Source organism: Aeromonas sp. AE23HZ002T15 (assembly GCF_054165525.2).
In genome coordinates, this window is the sequence record NZ_CM201342.1 from 4,729,965 (window position 1) to 4,747,297 (window position 17,333).

Genomic DNA, 17,333 nt, shown 5'->3' on the forward strand with positions numbered 1-17,333 from the left:
GTTCGATAATAGGGGAAAATAAGAGTGAATAAATCTCAACTGATTGACAAGATTGCAGACGGTGCTGATATCTCCAAAGCCGCTGCTGGCCGTGCGCTGGATGCCTTCATCGACGCCGTTGGTGAAGCACTGAAAGAGGGTGACCAGGTTGCTCTGGTTGGCTTCGGTACTTTCGCTGTTCGTGAGCGTGCCGCTCGTTCCGGCCGCAACCCGCAAACCGGTGCGACCATCGAAATCGCCGCCGGCAAAGTTCCTGCCTTCAAAGCCGGCAAGGCCCTGAAAGACGCGGTCAACTAAGCCGGGCGCTGATTTCACATCGGCCACCGTCCTTGGTCACAGACCAGACAAGTGAGAGGGCTCTCCCTCATACTGATTGACCAAGGCGCATCGCAATCGGTGCGCCTTTTCATTATTTACGCCCATCGAGTTCGGGAGCATAAGTACAAACATGATGTTGGATAAACTACGCGAAGGGGCGCAGGGCAAGGTAGCCAAGGTTATCTTGGGCCTGATCATCCTCTCCTTTGCCTTGGCCGGTGTAGGCAGCTACCTCAATGGCCCGGCACGTACCGCCCCCGCTACCGTCAACGGCAATGACATCAGTGCTCCCGCACTGGAGAATGCCTATCGCAACGAGCGGGCCCGCATGGAATCCCAGATGGGGGAAGCCTTCAACCAGCTGGCCGCCAATCCCGATTACATGAAGCAGTTCCGCCGTGGCGTGCTGGATCGTCTCATCGATCAGGCGCTGATCGACGGCAAGGCACGTGAACTGGGTCTGCGCGTCAGCGACGAGCAGATCAAGCAGGCCATCGTCGCCATGCCGGAGTTTGCCGAGAACGGCAAGTTCAACAACGATCGCTACCTGCAGCTGATCCGCCGCGCCGGCATGACCCCCGAGATGTTCCGTGACTCCCTGCGCCAGGACATGGTGCGTCAGCAGCTGATGGGCGCCGTGCTGGGCTCGGAGTTCGCCCTCAAGGGTGAGGCCGAGCAGCTCGACAAGCTCTACAACCAGACTCGCGATCTGCGTCTGGTGCGCCTGGCCGCCGCTGCCTATGCGGATGAGGTCCAGGTGACCGATGCCGAGGTGGAGCAGTTCTACAAGGCCAACAGCACCCGCTTCATGAACGACGAGAAGGTGAAGGTCGACTACCTGCTGCTCGATGCCGCCACCATGGGCAAAGAGATCAAGGTGACCGAGCAGGATGCTCAGGATTACTACGATCAGCACCAGGACTTGTTCCAGCGTGCGGAGCGTCGTCAGGTGGCCCACATCTTGATCCCGTTTGGCAAGGACGAGAAGGCCGCCGAGAAGCAGGCTGAAGAGCTGCTGGTCAAGGCCAAGGGCGGTGAAGACTTCGCCGCGCTGGCCAAGGCCAACTCCTCCGACACCTTCTCCGCCAAGAAGGGCGGCGAGCTGGACTGGTTCGAGAAAGGGGTGATGGATCCTGCCTTCGAGAAGGCCGCCTTTGCCCTGGCCAAGACCGGTGACCTCTCCGCCGTGGTGAAGAGCCCGTTCGGTTTCCACATCATCAAGCTGCTGGCGGTCGAACCGGCCAAGACCAAGCCGTTTGCCGATGTGATGAGCGAGACCATCACCCGTCTGCAGTCTGACAAGGCCAAGGAGCAGTTCTTCGCCCTGCAGCAGAAGATGGCTGACAGCAGCTTCGAGAACCCGGACTCCCTGGATCTGACCGCCGAAGCCATGGGTCTGAAGGTTGTCTCCTCCGATTACTTCAGCCAGGCCGATGCCCCGGCGCCCCTCAACGATCCCAAGGTGCTCTCCGCCGCCTTCTCCGAACAGCTGCGCGATGACAACACCAACTCCGACGTGATCGAGCTCTCCGACGGCAAGGCGCTGGTGCTGCACATCATGGGTCACCAGCCCAAGGCGGCCAAGCCGCTGGCGGACGTCAAGGAGCAGGTGGTTGCGGCCATCAAGCATGACAAGGCGAGCGAAGTGGCCCGTGGCAAGGCGCAAGGGCTGCTGGACAAGCTGCATGCCGGCGAGGATATCCAGGCCGACCTGACCGCCCTGGGTGCCAAGGTCGAGGCCCACAAGGGTGTGGTGCGCTTCACCCAGGACATGGATCAGAACCTGCTGGCCCAGGCGTTCCGCATGCCCCATCCGAAGGATGGCAAGCCGAGCGTCGAACTGGTGGCCGAAGCCAACGGCGATCGCGTGGTGGTGGCGCTGGACAAGGTCAACGTGACCGAGAAGCCGTCCGAGATGGTCAGCCTGCTGCAAGGGCAGCTGGGCCAGGGAAAGGCCCAGGCGGATTACAAGTCCCTCATCGACGAGCTGCGCAAGTCTGCCAAGATCGAGTACTTCACCGACGTGGAAGCGGCTGTCGAATAAGTCGACCCCGCATCCCATCGAAAACGGCCCCACTCAGGGGCCGTTTTTTTATCTGCAAGATACTCATTTTGACGGGTCATCTATCGCCACTATGCCCATTCTGCAGATAATTCATGCCGTTCTAAGGCGTATGGGAAGCATGTCGGCTCAGTGCGAATGTGCCTTGATCTGGTCAGGGGGCGGCTGGACGCATGTCGGTGGAGAGCGTCAGCGTACGCCGCCGCATGTCGATGCTGCCTGGGTCCGCGAGTGTGCTGGGATAGATGGTGGACCGGGTATGTACGCCAACCGGCGTGTGGCAACAGAAGGAATCGCATGGGAGAGCTCAGGCTCATCCGGGACTGGGAGGTAGGGCGGCAGGGTACCGGCGGGCTGTGGGGCCATTTAGGCAATAAAAAACCGGCGTCTGGGCGCCGGTTTGCATGAGATTAGTGCGGGGAGGGGCTTACACCACACCCTGAGTGCGCAGGTAATCCTCGTAGGTACCGCCGAAGTCACGGATGCCGTTCTCGGTCAGCTCCAGGATCCGGGTCGCCAGGGAGGAGACGAACTCGCGGTCGTGGGAGACGAAGATCAGGGTGCCCTGATACATCTCCAGCGCCAGGTTCAAGGATTCGATGGATTCCATGTCCAGGTGGTTGGTCGGCTCATCCATGATGAGGATGTTGGGGCGCTGCATCATCAGCTTGCCGAACAGCATGCGGCCCTGTTCACCACCGGAGAGCACCTTGACCGGCTTCTTGATGTCGTCCTGGGAGAACAGCAGACGACCCAGCACGGAGCGCACCGCCTGCTCGTCTTCGTTGGCCTGCTTCCACTGGGCCATCCAGTCGAACACGTTGAGATCAGTGTCGAAGTCTTCCGCGTGATCCTGGGCGTAGTAGCCGATCTGGGCGTTCTCGGACCACTTGATGGTGCCGGTATCCGGGGCCAGATCCCCAACGAGCGTCTTGATCAGGGTGGATTTACCGATGCCGTTGGTACCCAGGATGGCGACCTTCTCGCCCACTTCCAGCATCATGTTGAGGCCCTTGAACAGGGGCGCCTCGCCATAACCCTTGGACACCCCTTCCACTTCCAGGATGTTGCGATACAGCTTCTTGTCCTGCTCGAAGCGGATGAAGGGGTTCTGACGGCTGGAGACCTTCACTTCCTCGATCTTGATCTTGTCGATCTGCTTCAGGCGAGACGTCGCCTGGCTGGACTTGGAGGCGTTGGCGCTGAAGCGGGAGACAAAGGATTGCAGATCGGCGATCTGGGCCTTCTTCTTGGCGTTGTCGGCGATCAGGCGCTCGCGGGCCTGGGTGGCCGCTGTCATGTATTCGTCGTAGTTGCCCGGGTAGACCCGCAGCTCGCCGTAGTCCAGATCTGCCATGTGGGTGCAGACGGAGTTCAGGAAGTGACGGTCGTGAGAGATGATGATCATGGTGCTCTCGCGATCGTTGAGCACCTGCTCCAGCCAGCGAATGGTGTTGATGTCCAGGTTGTTGGTCGGTTCGTCCAGCAGCAGGATATCGGGGTTGGAGAACAGTGCCTGCGCCAGCAGTACCCGCAGCTTCCAGCCCGGCGCCACTTCGCTCATGGGGCCGTTGTGCTGCTCGATGGGGATGCCGGCACCCAGCAGCAGCTCGCCCGCGCGGGCTTCGGCTGTGTAGCCGTCGTACTCGGCGACCAGGCCTTCCAGCTCGGCGGCCTTCATGTAGTCTTCGTCGGTCGCTTCCAGGTTCGCATAGATGGCGTCACGCTCGGCGATGGCGGCCCACAGCTCGGTATGACCCATCATGACCACGTCCAGCACGCGCATCTCTTCGTAGGCGAACTGATCCTGGCGCAGCTTACCGATGCGCTCGTTGACGTCCAGGCTCACATTACCGCCAGTGGGCTCCAGATCGCCGCCGAGGATCTTCATGAAGGTGGACTTGCCACAGCCGTTTGCGCCGATGAGGCCGTAGCGGTTGCCGCCGCCAAACTTGACGCTGATGTTCTCAAACAGCGGCTTGGCGCCGAACTGCATGGTGATGTTGTTGCTTGAAAGCACTGGAATGTCCCGGTTGGTCTGTCAAATGGCGCGCATTATGGCACAGATCCCCCGAAAGTTTTAGCGAGAACTGTGATCTGGCGCTATTGCATGCCGGCCGCAGGAGTGAGGGCGAGGGGATTGGCGCCCGGGGAGGAGGATCACAGGACAACAAGGAAGAGATGAGGGGCCAGAGAAGAGAAAAAGCCGGCACGAGGCCGGCTTGGAAGCGAAGAGACGGGGCTTAGTGGGAGCTGGGGCTGCCGACGCTGAATACCGCGCTGGTCGAAGTGCGGACCCACCGATTTACCCATCCCGCGGTGGAGCTGGCAGCCAAGGCCACGAGCTGGGCGCGGCAGACGCTGAGCCTGGATGCCTACCGGCCGGTGTTAGAGCAGGCGTATGCGCAATTGCTACGGAGGATTGTGGCAGGGGGAGGATTTAGGTGATGAGGTATTGAAGGGGCTACCGACAAGGGCACAGATCCAGCACAGCCCGGTGTTCTACCAGGAAACAGGGCAACGTGGGGTTGCAAGCCTCAAGGCGTTGTTCAGGAGGAAAAGGAATACACCGGCCTGAGGCCGGTGTTAACATATTAAAAAATTGAGATGCTCAACTAAAAAATATTAACCTTGATCAATTAACATATGGGTGCATTTTATTTGTATGCCTCTCCGCTCACCCAAACAAACAATTTCTCTATAGCCAGAGTTCCTAATTTCAGACTTTGTAGTGCTATGTATTGTTACTGGAGACGTTTTGTTCCCTGAAATATGTATAAAATTATCTATAAGCTCTTGGTATTTATCTATAAATGATGGGAAGTTTTTACCTCGATAATAAACTAGAATATAGAAGTCTCGTAATCCAACGTTGTCATATTTTGTCAGGGCTTTGATAATATGTCTTTTTATATAGTCGCTTTGCTTGGAACTAACAATGAGTCCTTCAATAATGGCATAAGGTTCATTCCCACATTCAACAAGTAAGTCAACTTCTCCTGCTGCGTATCCTTTATCGGATACTCCTCTTCTTGTCTGGTCTTTTATCAAGTAACCGTTGCTAGCCATTAGATCTCGGATTTGATCATTGCACTCATCTTCAGATGCTAGGTTAAATATATTCCTACCATGTAAAGATCGAAGGCAAAACGATAAATGCTCTGTCAATCTATGGCTATTTATATGTGCACGATAACCAGGGTAGTCACCGCATAAGTCATCCTGAGTCGTTATCACACTTATCCTATTGTGGAAAATTGTATCCTCAAGGGATGAATACTCTGATTCGTCGTTGCAAATAATTCCCTTGGCTCTGGTTGTCTTTGCATTTGTGGTAATTTCTACCATTTTAATTGGCCCTAAATCATCATCAGGGTTAAATTTGTCGTCTGGAGTGAAATGAGAGTATATGACTTTGTTTTTATGCCTTTGTATTATTTTTTCAAATACCCCAAAGCTTTCTGCATTATGTTGAGATAGATTTCTAGAATAGTTCTCCATTAATAAGTTACAGTCATCAATTATTATTTTGGCTTTTTTTGATATAGCTCTCATTGCGATTTCATCAAAATCACCAAGTGGTGATGTTGCGGCAGAGGGACATATGCAATATGCAAAATTCATAGTCTGTCATCCTTTGCTAATGCAGAGATATACTCCTTCTCAGCTCGCTCTTTTAGAGCCATATTTCTCTTGGCAATTTGTATCGATTGTAAATCTTCTATTTCTACATCAAGGAAGCCATCAGGCCATGCTATATCCCCATTTGCCTTTAATTCTATTTCTTGCAAGAATGAACAATTGTTTTCATCTTTTTGTATGTCATAAATGATTACATCACTTTCTTTTATGGAAAATGTAGACTCAACAACTCGCCGTCTAATTCGTCGTATTATTGCCTCGGAATGTGTTTCAATAACGAATCGTTTATTAGAATTTAAAGACTCTTCGATGAGGGCATCAATAAGCCATGCCTGCATCTTTGGATGTAAGTGAATTTCAGGTTGCTCTATTATGGTTATGGAACCTGGCGGAGATATGAAAGCTTGAACGAGAATAGGGATTGCCTGTGATATTCCGAATCCGACATCAGTGATTTCGAGAGATACCCCATCCTGAATTACAGTTATTTTATGTATGACATCATTTATATTGTCAACTCTCATTTGTAAATTAAAGGAAAGTAATAGTTTGTTTATTCTTCCTAGAATTCGTTGGTTGCGCTTTAATATTTCAGCAAGCTCAGTTCCATTCGATGTATCAAGCTCAGTTCTGAGGATTGTTTTGTCAAGCAAGTAATATCTCTGTGGAAATGCTCTCAAAGGGCTGACGTGTAATACTGTTGACTTGTTTATGGCTTCTTGTAGTTTAATGCAGCACTGGTCAATTATTCTTGTAACGATGCTTGCTACAGGGTTTTTGGAAAGCATTTGAATTGATGAATAATAATATGCACGTTCGTTTAATCTTTTTCCAGGAATAAGTGAGTTTGTTCTTATATTCTCAAATATACTTTTTTGGAATTGTTAAGTATATTATTGCTGATTAGATCGGAAGTTATGCTAAATGAGTTTCTGCTGCCGACCTTTTCTACCTTTATTATTGCCTCATCATTCTCATTTAATATATCAAAATGAATGATAGAGAGCTTGTTTTTACTTTCTTTGTTAAGAGATATAGAGTAATTGAATGTCTTTGGTAATATTGAATTCTTGCTTAATGTATCGAAAATATTTAATGAATCTAAAGTTCTCTGCATTTTTGAATTTACAAAATAATCCCTTATACCTTTGTTAGGATAGGCAAGTTTTTTTGTTTTATTGTATTTCCTTATCTCTCTTAGAGTGCTTGATATTATACTGTAATATTTGTTGTTATTGGTTGATCTATGTGCTTCTTGAAAGTTTGGCAGGGTATATGACTCATCGGCCGAATCGATTGCTCTTTTATTTTCCTGATATAATCTCAATATAAAATGATTCACGTACGATGTGAATTCATCCTTTGTGAAACCAAATGACGACTCATCATATGTACCGGAATCATCATTCCTTAATTTAATAGATATAGTGAGAGTGTTTTCTTCATTTCTATCTCTAATTATATTGTCGGGCTCCCCTAGACCGACAAGGGGGCCATTAATTCTCAATGGGGTTAGTAATTCCTCTTGGGTGTCGATTGATTGTGTGAGCATTAAAAGCAAGTTAATAATTGAGCTTTTTCCACAACTATTCGAACCTAGTAGTACAGTTATAGGTTTTATTGAAAGGTCCAGGTTGCCAAACCCTTTATAATTTTTTGCTGATATACTTTCTATTTTAGACATTGCAGTAATCCCGTATTTCTCATTAGAGCATGATGAGTATTCTAATTGTGATATTAAATCTTTGCTATCGTCCCCTAGGTTACAGCTCCCAAATACTGTGTTTGACCTGTGATCAGATGACAGTTCCTTGTCATGGGTAGGCCTTGCGTGGAGCTTGGACACCGAGCAAAAATCGTAACTCATATGGTTCCGATTGTTGAGTGTAATGAGCACTGAATCAGGAGGGGATCACAGATTTTAAGGGTTACCGTAGGGGGAGGGTGGAGCGGCCTGAAGGGAACTCTATTGACTTAGGTTGTAGCCTGGTGAGTTGGGGGCAGAGGTGCGGGTGTGTCTGCGAGACGGCTAAGCGGCGGCGGATGCTGTGGCTAGGGAGTGAGGGTACACCTGGGTATGAATGTGGCAGGGTGGATTGGCCTGATGAGCCCAAGAGCAGACATGCACAGCCCAACGCTCCACATAGAGAAGGGGAGTGACTACAGGTGTTCATAAGAGGAGGGAATACACCGGCCTGAGGCCGGTGTCAGGTGATAACGGCGATCGCACTTATACAATGAGCGATCGTGTTCGGAGCAACAGTTTAAGAGAGAATTACTTTGCTACGAGCATCACGAGCTTGTTTCACATAAAACTCCATGTAGTTAATGATTTCCATTAAGTTATCCGCCGCGGCGGCCTGATTGTTTAAATCCCGAAGCGTTGCCACAAAACTAGAGAATTCTGTGGAGAGCTTAGTAGTTTCCGTAGCAAGCGCGGTCATGGACGTTCCCGCCGTTCCAATAGTGCCTAGCAGTGCTAGTGTCGTGTTCTCCGACCGCAGCTTTGCTTGAAAGGCCTCTACCACACTGGTCTGCTTCGCCACCGCCTTGGAGATTTCATCGCGCATTTGGGTGAGTTGCTCGAACTTAATGGTCTTGTCAACAGCCGCCAATATTTTCTTAATTTGCTTTATGGATAGCTCGATGGCCTTCTTCGCGGCTCCAACCTCCGGAGCAGCGGCATCCTCCGGTTCAGCATCAAGAAGGCTCGACAGCTCCTTTTCATCTGGCAGGAGCCCAGCAAGGTCTTCAGTAGGCCCACCCCGCGCTTCATCAACGGCTGCAGCTAAGGTCTCGTAGCGCTCTTTGAGGGTTTTGAGACGAGCAGACTCACGATCAACGTCCTGCTTCAGGCGTTCATGGTTTGCTGTCTCGGTGGCTAAGGCACCCTTAAGTTGGGCCTCGATTTCTTTCCCAAATGTTGATAAGCGATCGGCAGGCTCAGAAAGCTTAGTTGCAGCATTGTCAAAGTCTGTGAGGGTGGATGAGACTGTCGTACTCAGCTTGCCTTGCAACTGTGCCCGTGCGGTGTTTGCCTGCACAGTAGTAATTTTGCCCGTGCGTTGGGCTTCGTCAATCTCACCATTTTTTTGTTGAAGTAGTTGGATTGCCTTCATGTTGTTCAACGAGGTTGGCAGTAAGGTAAGAGCGTTGCTGATCTCTTGATTAAGGTTGTCTGCCACAGTAGCAGCGAGCTTAAGACGATCTGTAAAGTAGGTATATGTTCCATCGCTTGTCGCAGGAACGCTTCGCTTAATAGTTGTGACAGAATGTGCCACAGACTCAAAGTTCGGGAGATTAGCTGTAGAATTGGAAAGCTGCATAGTGATGATGACCTTATCGCATGTTTGAAAAGTGCTTGGAAAGCGTGGCTGTGCTCGAAAATTTATCGAGGTGAGCTTTCACTAGGAGCCGTAGGTTTTTTTGAACTCTTCATAAGCCTTGTCAAAGACTTTCTCAAGCCCGGTGCTCATGTTGCCCACTTCACTCCACGGCTTGACGATTCCTTCCAGGTCAGTAACAAAGGACAGCAACATATCGCTGTCTTTGACTTGCTTCCACTTATCAACCGATTGATCAATTCTTACGATGATGTCGTTCCACAAGAAGTCGAGGTGCTCTAGGGACTGCTCAGCATCCAATAGACGCATCCCAATATCTGTAAATTGGGTTGCAAACTGATTGAGTATTCCCTGTACCTGCTGTTTCTGCGTGAGATCTTTGGACTTGTCATCCTTTTGCTGGATTTTTGAGTTCCTCTCCTTCCGAGCCTTCTCAGCCTTGTCGCCAAAAATGCCGCCTGTAATGGCGAGGCCAATAATTCCACCTGCGGCACCAGTGAATGCAAGCCCGACATACTTGTCGTAGTCTTTCTTCAGTTGATCGATATCCTTTTGAAGGTCATCAATACTGTCTTGGAGTTCTTTGATCTGACCATCCAAATTGGCTTTCTTTGCCCGCTCTTTCTTGTCTGCGATCGCTGGCTCAAGACCCGTCACTGCCTGGTTGTTTGACAGAGTGCCACCAGATATCTCGGTCTTGTAGTCACGCACTGCCCTTAGCACCTCGAGCGTCTTTTCCTGCTGCTTCATGCAGGTTTCCTTTAATCTCTCGATGACTTCTGGCAACGCCTTTTGAATTTTGGTGTCTTTGTCACTAGAAATTGGGATTGTTACAGTCGAGTCTTTGATGGTTTTCAGCTGCTCTATGATATCCATCTGGTTGATGGCCTTGATGACTTGGCCACCAATTCTAACGATGTCTTCCGATGCAACTTCGAGGCTAGCGGCTTGTTTCTTCACCAGACTTTCGACGGGTGTCCAGCGGTTAGCATGGCCAGTGATCTTTTGGTACAAATCAATGATTTCTTTAGGCTCAAGCCCAGGAATGCCTGTGCTGTCACTGCCAATTTCTTTCGTGAACTCTGCTAGGTTCTGCGGTAGCTTCCTGGCAGCGCGTACATACAGCAAGATTTTGATTAGGTCGTCGGCAGTAAAGATGCCAGCTGCGCGGCCGCCATCAGTTTGACTACCAGTGAGCAACTTCAGCGTCAAAGTTGGAACCTGTCCAGCCTCAATAGGCTTAGACTTAATGGGTACGGAAGTGTCAGCAATCATTTTGATTATTTCTCCCAAATTATAAGGACTTGAACAAGTTCTATGTCTTGAGCCAGAAACTCACGTAATTTCTACGCCTAATCAACCTATGCAAATCGACTCAAAAGCCAAACTGGCAGATATGTCAATTGCGTGGTTGAGCATGTTCCGCTACACAATGAAATTGATGTGAAATCAATGCGCTATGCAATCGCGCTTGATTCCTCGAATAGGGGGGTAATCCAGACCCGCCGGAATTTACGTCAGGTCATATGTGTTTTATTGGGCGTCAGGCTGAGCGATGAAAACGCGTCCAGCTAGGGGGACGCCGTTTTCCGTCTAGTCAGAAAAATTAGTCATGGCGCTGGTTATCGTAAAGCGGTTGTTTCCTACATAGTCGATATTGATCCGAAAATAACGCTCTACCATGTTCACATAGATCTTTGGCGAACTAAGGCATTCTCAACCGAGAGCACTTCTTATTGTTCAAGCTATGGAACCAAGTGAGTTGCTATTTCGAAAGGGGATCACGGACTTGTTGGGGGCAAAGTCAGAGGCAGGGTTGAGCGGGAGAGAGGCGCCCGCTCAAAATAGGAGGAATCAGGCTGATTTAATGGGAGAGGATCTGAACATCTCATCACGGTGATAGGTGAGGAGTTCGGGCTGCTTGGTGTTTAAAGGATCGACGTTCAGGGGCTGCTCAACGACCCACTGTAGCAGGGCCTGCACGATGCTGGGGTCAGCGGCCATGAAAAAAGCCGGCGCGAGGCCGGCTTGATGACAGAACGTCTGGACTTAGTGGGAGCTGGCGCTGGCGGCGCCGAGCCCGGTCTGGGAGCGGACGAACTGCGGGAAGAACTTCGCGTGTTCGTCGGAGGCACTCCGGGACTTGTCGGTCACCGAGAAGAACCAGATCCCGACGAAGGCGATGGCCATGGAGAAGAGGGCCGGGTACTCGTAGGGGTAGATGGGTTCGGCATGACCCAGCACCTTCACCCAGATGGTGGGGCCCAGGATCATCAGGGTCACCGCGCTCAGCAAGCCCAGCCAGCCGCCATAGACGGCGCCGCGGGTGGTCAGGCGGGACCAGAACATGGAGAGGAAGAGCACGGGGAAGTTGCAGCTCGCCGCGATGGAGAAGGCCAAGCCCACCATGAAGGCGATGTTCTGCTTCTCGAACAGGATGCCGAGGCCGATGGCCACCACACCCAGCACCAGTGTGGTCATCTTGGAGACGCGCAGCTCATCCGCCTCGTTGGCCTTGCCCTTCTTCAGCACGCAGGCATAGAGATCATGGGAGACCGCGGAGGCCCCGGCCAGGGTCAGGCCAGCCACGACGGCCAGAATGGTGGCGAAGGCCACGGCGCTGATGAAGCCGAGGAACAGGCTGCCCCCCACCGCATCAGCCAGGTGCACGGCCGCCATGTTGGTGCCGCCGAGTAGGGCGCCGGTGGCATCCTTGAAGGCCGGGTTGGTGCTGACCAGCAGGATGGCGCCGAAGCCGATGATGAAGGTCAGGATGTAGAAGTAGCCGATGAAGCCGGTGGCGTAGAACACCGATTTGCGCGCTTCCTTGGCGTCACTCACGGTGAAGAAGCGCATCAGGATGTGGGGCAGGCCGGCGGTGCCGAACATCAGCGCCAGCCCCAGCGAGATGGCGGATATGGGGTCAGAGACCAGGCCACCCGGGCTCATGATGGCCACGCCGTTGGCATGTACCTTGACCGCTTCGCTGAACAGGGCACCGATGTCGAAGCTGACGGACTTCATCACCATGATGGCCATGAAGGAGGCGCCGGAGAGCAGCATCACCGCCTTGATGATCTGCACCCAGGTGGTGGCCAGCATGCCGCCGAACAGCACGTAGAGCACCATCAGGATACCGACCAGCACCACGGCGATGTGGTATTGCAGGCCGAACAGCAGCTCGATGAGCTTGCCGGCGCCCACCATCTGGGCGATGAGGTAGAGGGCCACCACCACCAGGGAGCCGCTGGCGGAGAGAGTACGCACCTCGGTCTGCTTGAGGCGGTAGGAGGCGACGTCGGCGAAGGTGTACTTGCCGAGGTTGCGCAGCCGCTCCGCGATGAGGAAGAGGATGATGGGCCAGCCCACCAGGAAGCCGATGGAGTAGATGAGGCCGTCATAGCCCGAGGTGTAGACCAGGGCGGAGATGCCGAGGAAGGAGGCGGCGGACATGTAGTCGCCGGCGATGGCCAGGCCATTCTGGAAGCCGGTGATGCGCCCGCCGGCGGCGTAGTAGTCGGAGGCCGAGCGGTTGCGCTTGGAGGCCCAGTAGGTGATGAACAGGGTGGCGGCCACGAAGGCCACGAACATGACGATGGCCGGCACGTTGAGGGGTTGGCGCTGCACCTCGCCGGTGAGCGCATCGGCCGCCAGCAAGGGGGTGGAGAGAAGACCGCCGAGCAGCAGCCAGGGGGTGTGTTTCATGGAGATGCCGCTCATGATTGAGCTCCCTTGAGGATCTTGTTGTTCAGCTCGTCAAACTCGCCGTTGGCGCGATAGACATAGATGCCGGTCAGCACGAAGGAGGCGAGGATGAGACCCACCCCCACCGGGATGCCACGGGTGATGGCGGAGCCTTCGCTGAGCGGCGTGCCGAGCCAGCCGGGGGCGAAGGCGATGAGCAGGATGAATGCCAGGTAGAGCCCCAGCATCAGGATGGAGAGGGTCCAGGCGAAGCGTTGGCGCTTGGCGACCAACTCCTGGAAGACAGGATCTTGCTGGATCCTCAGATAGCGTTGCTGTTCCATTGCAGTTCTCCGTGACGGTTGTGTCGACTGTGATTGAACTTGTCCCTACCGAGCAGGAGGCCTGCTCATGTAACTGAAATGTGAATTAAATGTTATTTGTCGACAATTAGACTTTGGGATAAGCCAGGGGGCCGCCCAGGGTGAGGCGCAGGAAGATGAGGGCTGCGGCGGTGGCGTCCGCCAGGGCGTCGTGGGCGGGCAGGGCAGGCAGGCCCAGATGCTGGCAGATGGCGGCCAGGTGCAGATCGATAACCGCATCCGGATAGCGCCGATAGAGGTGATCGTGATAGAGGCGGCTTACCTCTATGCCGCGCTGGGGCAGGTGGAGCCCCCAATGCCTGCGGCAGGCGAGGGCGAGGATGCGCAGGTCATAGGCGATGTGATAACCCACGAGTTCGCGAGCGCCGATAAAGGCCAGCAACTGGCGCAGGGCCTCCTCGAGGGGCAGACCCTGTTGCAAGTCCTGATGGCGCAGGCCGTGGATGGCGACCGATTGCCCGCTGAGGCTGGGGGGGGCCTGCACCCGCAGGGAGAGCGCCTCGCCGGTGAGCAGTCGGTTGCCCTTGATGTGCACGGCGCCGATGGCGACTATTTCGGCCCGCCCGGGATCCAGGCTGGTGGTCTCGAAGTCCAGCGCCACCCACTCATCCGCCGGGGGCGGGCCGAACAGGGGGGCAAACTCCCCCTGACGAAAGTGACGGCCATGCCAGCGTCTGCGCCCGTGCTGCCAGAGACTCATGTTCCGCTCACTGCCTTAGACGAAAGTGGATACTGAGCCACTGCTGGAACTTCTTCACCTGATGCAGGGCGTGGCGCAGCAGATCCCGCTCCCCGTGGCTGAGGCTCTCCACCCGCACTCTGCTCTCCCCCTTGATCTGGCTGCCGAGTCGCAGGCGAATGAAGAGCCGAAACGCCTCCGCCAGGTTGGCGCCATAGTCCTGGCTGAGGCGACCCTGGGCCACCAGGGCCTCGATGCGTCCCAGGGTGGAGGTCTCCAGCACCCCGGCCTCCAAGGCCAGCACGCGCAGGCCATGGACCAGGGGGAAGAGGGCGCCGCGCTTGAGATCCAGCCCCTCCGGGGCCTGCTCCAGGCGGCCGAACAGGGTAAGGGGGGCGTGAAAGGCGACCGCCGCCCTGGCCATCTCCGCCAGCAGATCGGGTCGCTCCGAGAGTGCTGCCCGCAGGCGCCGGGCGAGGGGAGGCAACAGATGGCGATCCCCGGCGATGGCCTGGGCATCGGCCAGGGTGGCGAGCCAGAGCAGATCCTCTTCACTGGCCCTTTGACAGGCACGCTCGATGTCGCCCTGCCACTGGCTCGCCTCCCTGGTCCAGGCCGGATTGCTGACCATGACCCGGCCCGGACAGGGGGGATAACCGAGGCGAGCCAGCAGGGCGCTGAAGTCGGCGAGATCCCGCTCCCTGTCCGGCCAGTGCAACCCGGCTGACAGGATCAGGGCGTTGTCCTGATCGGTCTTCTGGATCTGCTCGCCGCGCCCCTCCGAGCCCAGCATCAGCAGACATACCCTGTCTTGCACCTGGGCCGGGATCACCAGACTGAAGGCCTTGGCGATCAGCTGCTCGTTGATGGTGGCGATGAGCCGCATCAGGAAGAGGGTGTGGATCCCCTGGGCATGGAGGGAGCGGATGAGCTGCTGCTGCTCCCTGGCTACCGCCTCCAGGGAGGCGGGGTCGTCCGCCCGGGCGATGCGCAGAGTCAGCACGTGGGAGTGGGCGGAGAAGAGGCCGAGCACCTGGGTCAGGTGCAGGACGCCCGCCACCTCCTGTCCCTGCCAGACTACCAACCGCTTAATGCGATGGCGGGTCATCAGCAACAGGGCATCGAACAGATAGCCGTCAAGCGGCAGACCGATGAGGGGGGCCGGTGTCAGGAGTGTCAGGGGGGCCGAAAGCGGCAGGCCGCTCAGGGTCAGGGCATGGAGCAGGGTCTTGCGGGTGGCGAGGCTCAGGCTGCCATCGCTGGCCGGGTAGAGCAGGCAATCCGTGCCCCTGGCCGCCATGGCCTCGGTCGCGGCCAGCAGGCTGGTGTGCCTGTCCAGCTGCAGGGCGGGTTGCAGGTGGTGGGGCTGGATCCGGGTCAGAATAAATTCCGCCAGATTCTGCTGGCCGAGCTGGCTGCGCCGCTCCTGCTCCCGCTGGCGCTCGGTCAGGGTGGCGGTGAAGTAGCGGGCGAAGTCCGGGTTCTCCTCACACAGAGCCGAGAAGGTGGCACTGGGGATGAGCTGGCAGAGGCTGTCTTCCAGTGCCTGGAAGCGGTGGCGGCAGTGGCCGTCGAATTGGGCCCGCACATCGAACAGGTCCCCCTCCCCATAGTCGCCGAAGCGCTGGTGGGGGCCGGATTCTTCCACCGCCCCCTTGGTGATGAGGTAGAGACCGGGTGGAGCCTCGCCCGGGCTCAGCACCGTCTGGCCGGCGCGAAAGTAGCAGATGCTGAGATGCTGGCCGAGCTTGTGGCGCGCCTCTGCATCCAGGCAGTCGAAGGGGGGGCGGTTGAAATCGAACAAGAGGGACATGCTGTGTCTCGGCCTGGGCAGGGGAGCTGGGGCCAGTCTGACAAAGAGGGGCGGCGAAAGGCCAGCCGACTTTAGTCGCAATGGGAGCCAAGCCTCTCTATACCCGCTGGTAACACTCTGGTAACGTAGTGGTATGACCAGTATCGATTCACAGGGAGAAGCGGGGACATGGACAGACCAAGGGTCAAATGGGAGATCCGGGACGGCATCGCCGAGGTGTTGCTGAGCCGGGGAGACAAGCTCAATGCGCTGGACAGGGCCATGTTCGGCGCCATCGACGAGACACTCAATGAGCTGAGCCGCCACAAGGGGTTGAGGGCGGTGATCCTGCACGGGGAGGGGCGGGCCTTTTGCGCCGGGCTGGATGTGAAATCCATGCTGCGTCAGCCGGTGGCGGCCCTGGATATCCTCAAACGGGAGGCGGACGAGGCCACCAATCTGGCCCAGCGGGTCGCCTATGGCTGGCACCAACTGCCGGTGCCCGTGATAGTGGTGACTCAGGGGGTCTGCTTCGGCGGCGGCCTGCAGATCGCGCTCGGCGCCGATTTTCGTTTCAGCACCCCGGATTGCCGCTTCTCGGTGATGGAGATCAAGTGGGGCATCATTCCGGATATGAGCGGCAGCGTCACCCTGCGCAACCTGATGGGGCTGGATACCGCCATGGAGCTCGCCATGAGCGGGCGCGAGCTGCTGGCCGCCGAGGCCAAGAGCCTGGGGCTGGTGAGCCGGGTCTGTGACGATCCCCTGGCGGAGGCGCGGGCGTTCGCGCAGACCCTGATCACCAAGTCACCGGACGCGCTGGCGGGGATCAAGCGGCTCTACACCCAGGCCTGGGCCCACAGCGACGAGGCGATGCTGAAGGAAGAGACCCGGTTGCAGCGGCAAATCCTGGGGCGGCCGAACCAGTGGCGTGCCACCCTCAACAGCCTGTTTCGCTGGCGCCTGCCGTTTGGTCCGAGGCGCAACGTACTCTAGGGAGCCTGAAAGCAGGCATATTCACCCAAAGAAAAATGGCAGCTTGTACTTGCCATCCACCTCTTCGGTCTTGAGGGCCTGCACGGTGCCGTAGCTGGACCAGCGATCGTGATCGGGCCAGATGACGGCGGTGTAATAGCTGGGGTCGTAGGTCTCGGCCATGTCGGTGAGCCAGTCGCGGGTAATGTCCCGCCCGTCCACCGCTTTGCCTTCGGTGGCGATACAGACCCAGCCAGTTCTCAAGGTTGATTCGTTCATGCTTGCTCCCAAGTAATGCGGGCTCAGGCTATCGGGTCGGCAAGGGGGGTTCACGCTATGGTGTTCGGCGGGATTCGGATCCAGCAGGAAATCCGAATTGCTCAGAACATCAGTGGGATAAGTGGGGGGAGGGGGCTGGCTATGATGGCGCCATCATTCACCGGATGGAGGCGCC

At 55.4% G+C, this 17,333-nt stretch carries 13 protein-coding genes and 1 pseudogene; 3 read left to right on the forward strand and 11 right to left on the reverse strand.

The genetic code is table 11. The annotated features are described in order from the left end of the window. Window positions 1-24: 24 nt before the first annotated feature. Both hupB and ppiD read left to right on the forward strand, forming a co-directional pair. Window positions 25-297 (forward strand): nucleoid-associated protein HU-beta, encoded by a 273-nt coding sequence (gene hupB / locus ACT5M9_RS21935; protein ID WP_005315375.1) that lies wholly within the window; start codon window positions 25-27, stop codon window positions 295-297. Window positions 298-448: 151 nt separating this feature from the next. Continuing rightward, on the forward strand, window positions 449-2,362 hold the full coding sequence (gene ppiD, locus ACT5M9_RS21940) for a peptidylprolyl isomerase (RefSeq protein WP_457978888.1): 1,914 nt from the start codon (window positions 449-451) through the stop codon (window positions 2,360-2,362). Window positions 2,363-2,807: 445 nt separating this feature from the next. Here the strand turns inward: ppiD and ACT5M9_RS21945 are convergent, their stop codons facing one another. The 10 genes from ACT5M9_RS21945 to ACT5M9_RS21990 form a co-directional block, all read right to left on the reverse strand. Beyond that, the gene (locus ACT5M9_RS21945) at window positions 2,808-4,400 is read right to left on the reverse strand and encodes an ABC-F family ATPase (RefSeq protein ID WP_457978886.1); all 1,593 of its coding nucleotides are present in this window, start codon (window positions 4,398-4,400) and stop codon (window positions 2,808-2,810) included. 605 nt (window positions 4,401-5,005) lie between these two features. Next, window positions 5,006-6,004 (reverse strand): hypothetical protein, encoded by a 999-nt coding sequence (locus tag ACT5M9_RS21950; RefSeq protein WP_457978884.1) that lies wholly within the window; start codon window positions 6,002-6,004, stop codon window positions 5,006-5,008. Beyond that, window positions 6,001-6,810 carry an AAA family ATPase gene (locus ACT5M9_RS21955; protein WP_457978882.1) on the reverse strand — a complete coding sequence of 270 codons (810 nt, stop codon included), beginning with the start codon at window positions 6,808-6,810 and terminating at the stop codon, window positions 6,001-6,003. The genes ACT5M9_RS21950 and ACT5M9_RS21955 overlap by 4 nt, the downstream gene beginning before the upstream one ends. A gap of 65 nt (window positions 6,811-6,875) precedes the next feature. Beyond that, window positions 6,876-7,868, reverse strand: coding sequence for an AAA family ATPase (locus ACT5M9_RS21960; protein ID WP_457978880.1), 993 nt, complete (start codon window positions 7,866-7,868; stop codon window positions 6,876-6,878). A gap of 418 nt (window positions 7,869-8,286) precedes the next feature. Then, on the reverse strand, window positions 8,287-9,348 hold the full coding sequence (locus ACT5M9_RS21965; protein WP_457978878.1) for an alpha-xenorhabdolysin family binary toxin subunit B: 1,062 nt from the start codon (window positions 9,346-9,348) through the stop codon (window positions 8,287-8,289). Between the two features lie 81 nt (window positions 9,349-9,429). Then, entirely contained in the window at window positions 9,430-10,578 is a 1,149-nt protein-coding gene (locus tag ACT5M9_RS21970) for an alpha-xenorhabdolysin family binary toxin subunit A (RefSeq protein ID WP_457978876.1), read from the reverse strand. 837 nt (window positions 10,579-11,415) lie between these two features. Then, window positions 11,416-13,071: a cation acetate symporter gene (actP, locus tag ACT5M9_RS21975; protein ID WP_457980567.1), complete on the reverse strand. Its 1,656-nt coding sequence runs from the start codon at window positions 13,069-13,071 to the stop codon at window positions 11,416-11,418. 11 nt (window positions 13,072-13,082) lie between these two features. Next, window positions 13,083-13,394: a DUF485 domain-containing protein gene (locus ACT5M9_RS21980; RefSeq protein ID WP_438551239.1), complete on the reverse strand. Its 312-nt coding sequence runs from the start codon at window positions 13,392-13,394 to the stop codon at window positions 13,083-13,085. Between the two features lie 106 nt (window positions 13,395-13,500). Continuing rightward, complete coding sequence (locus ACT5M9_RS21985) at window positions 13,501-14,133, reverse strand: 3'-5' exonuclease (RefSeq protein ID WP_457978875.1); 633 nt, start codon at window positions 14,131-14,133, stop codon at window positions 13,501-13,503. A gap of 7 nt (window positions 14,134-14,140) precedes the next feature. Beyond that, complete coding sequence (locus ACT5M9_RS21990) at window positions 14,141-15,925, reverse strand: putative nucleotidyltransferase substrate binding domain-containing protein (protein WP_457978873.1); 1,785 nt, start codon at window positions 15,923-15,925, stop codon at window positions 14,141-14,143. A gap of 168 nt (window positions 15,926-16,093) precedes the next feature. On the opposite strand from ACT5M9_RS21990, the gene ACT5M9_RS21995 reads away from it, so the two are divergent. After that, entirely contained in the window at window positions 16,094-16,900 is an 807-nt protein-coding gene (locus ACT5M9_RS21995; protein WP_457978871.1) for a crotonase/enoyl-CoA hydratase family protein, read from the forward strand. A gap of 39 nt (window positions 16,901-16,939) precedes the next feature. Here ACT5M9_RS21995 and ACT5M9_RS22000 read toward each other — a convergent pair. After that, window positions 16,940-17,158 (reverse strand): annotated as a pseudogene (locus ACT5M9_RS22000) (GPO family capsid scaffolding protein); the annotation flags it as partial. Window positions 17,159-17,333 lie beyond the last annotated feature (175 nt).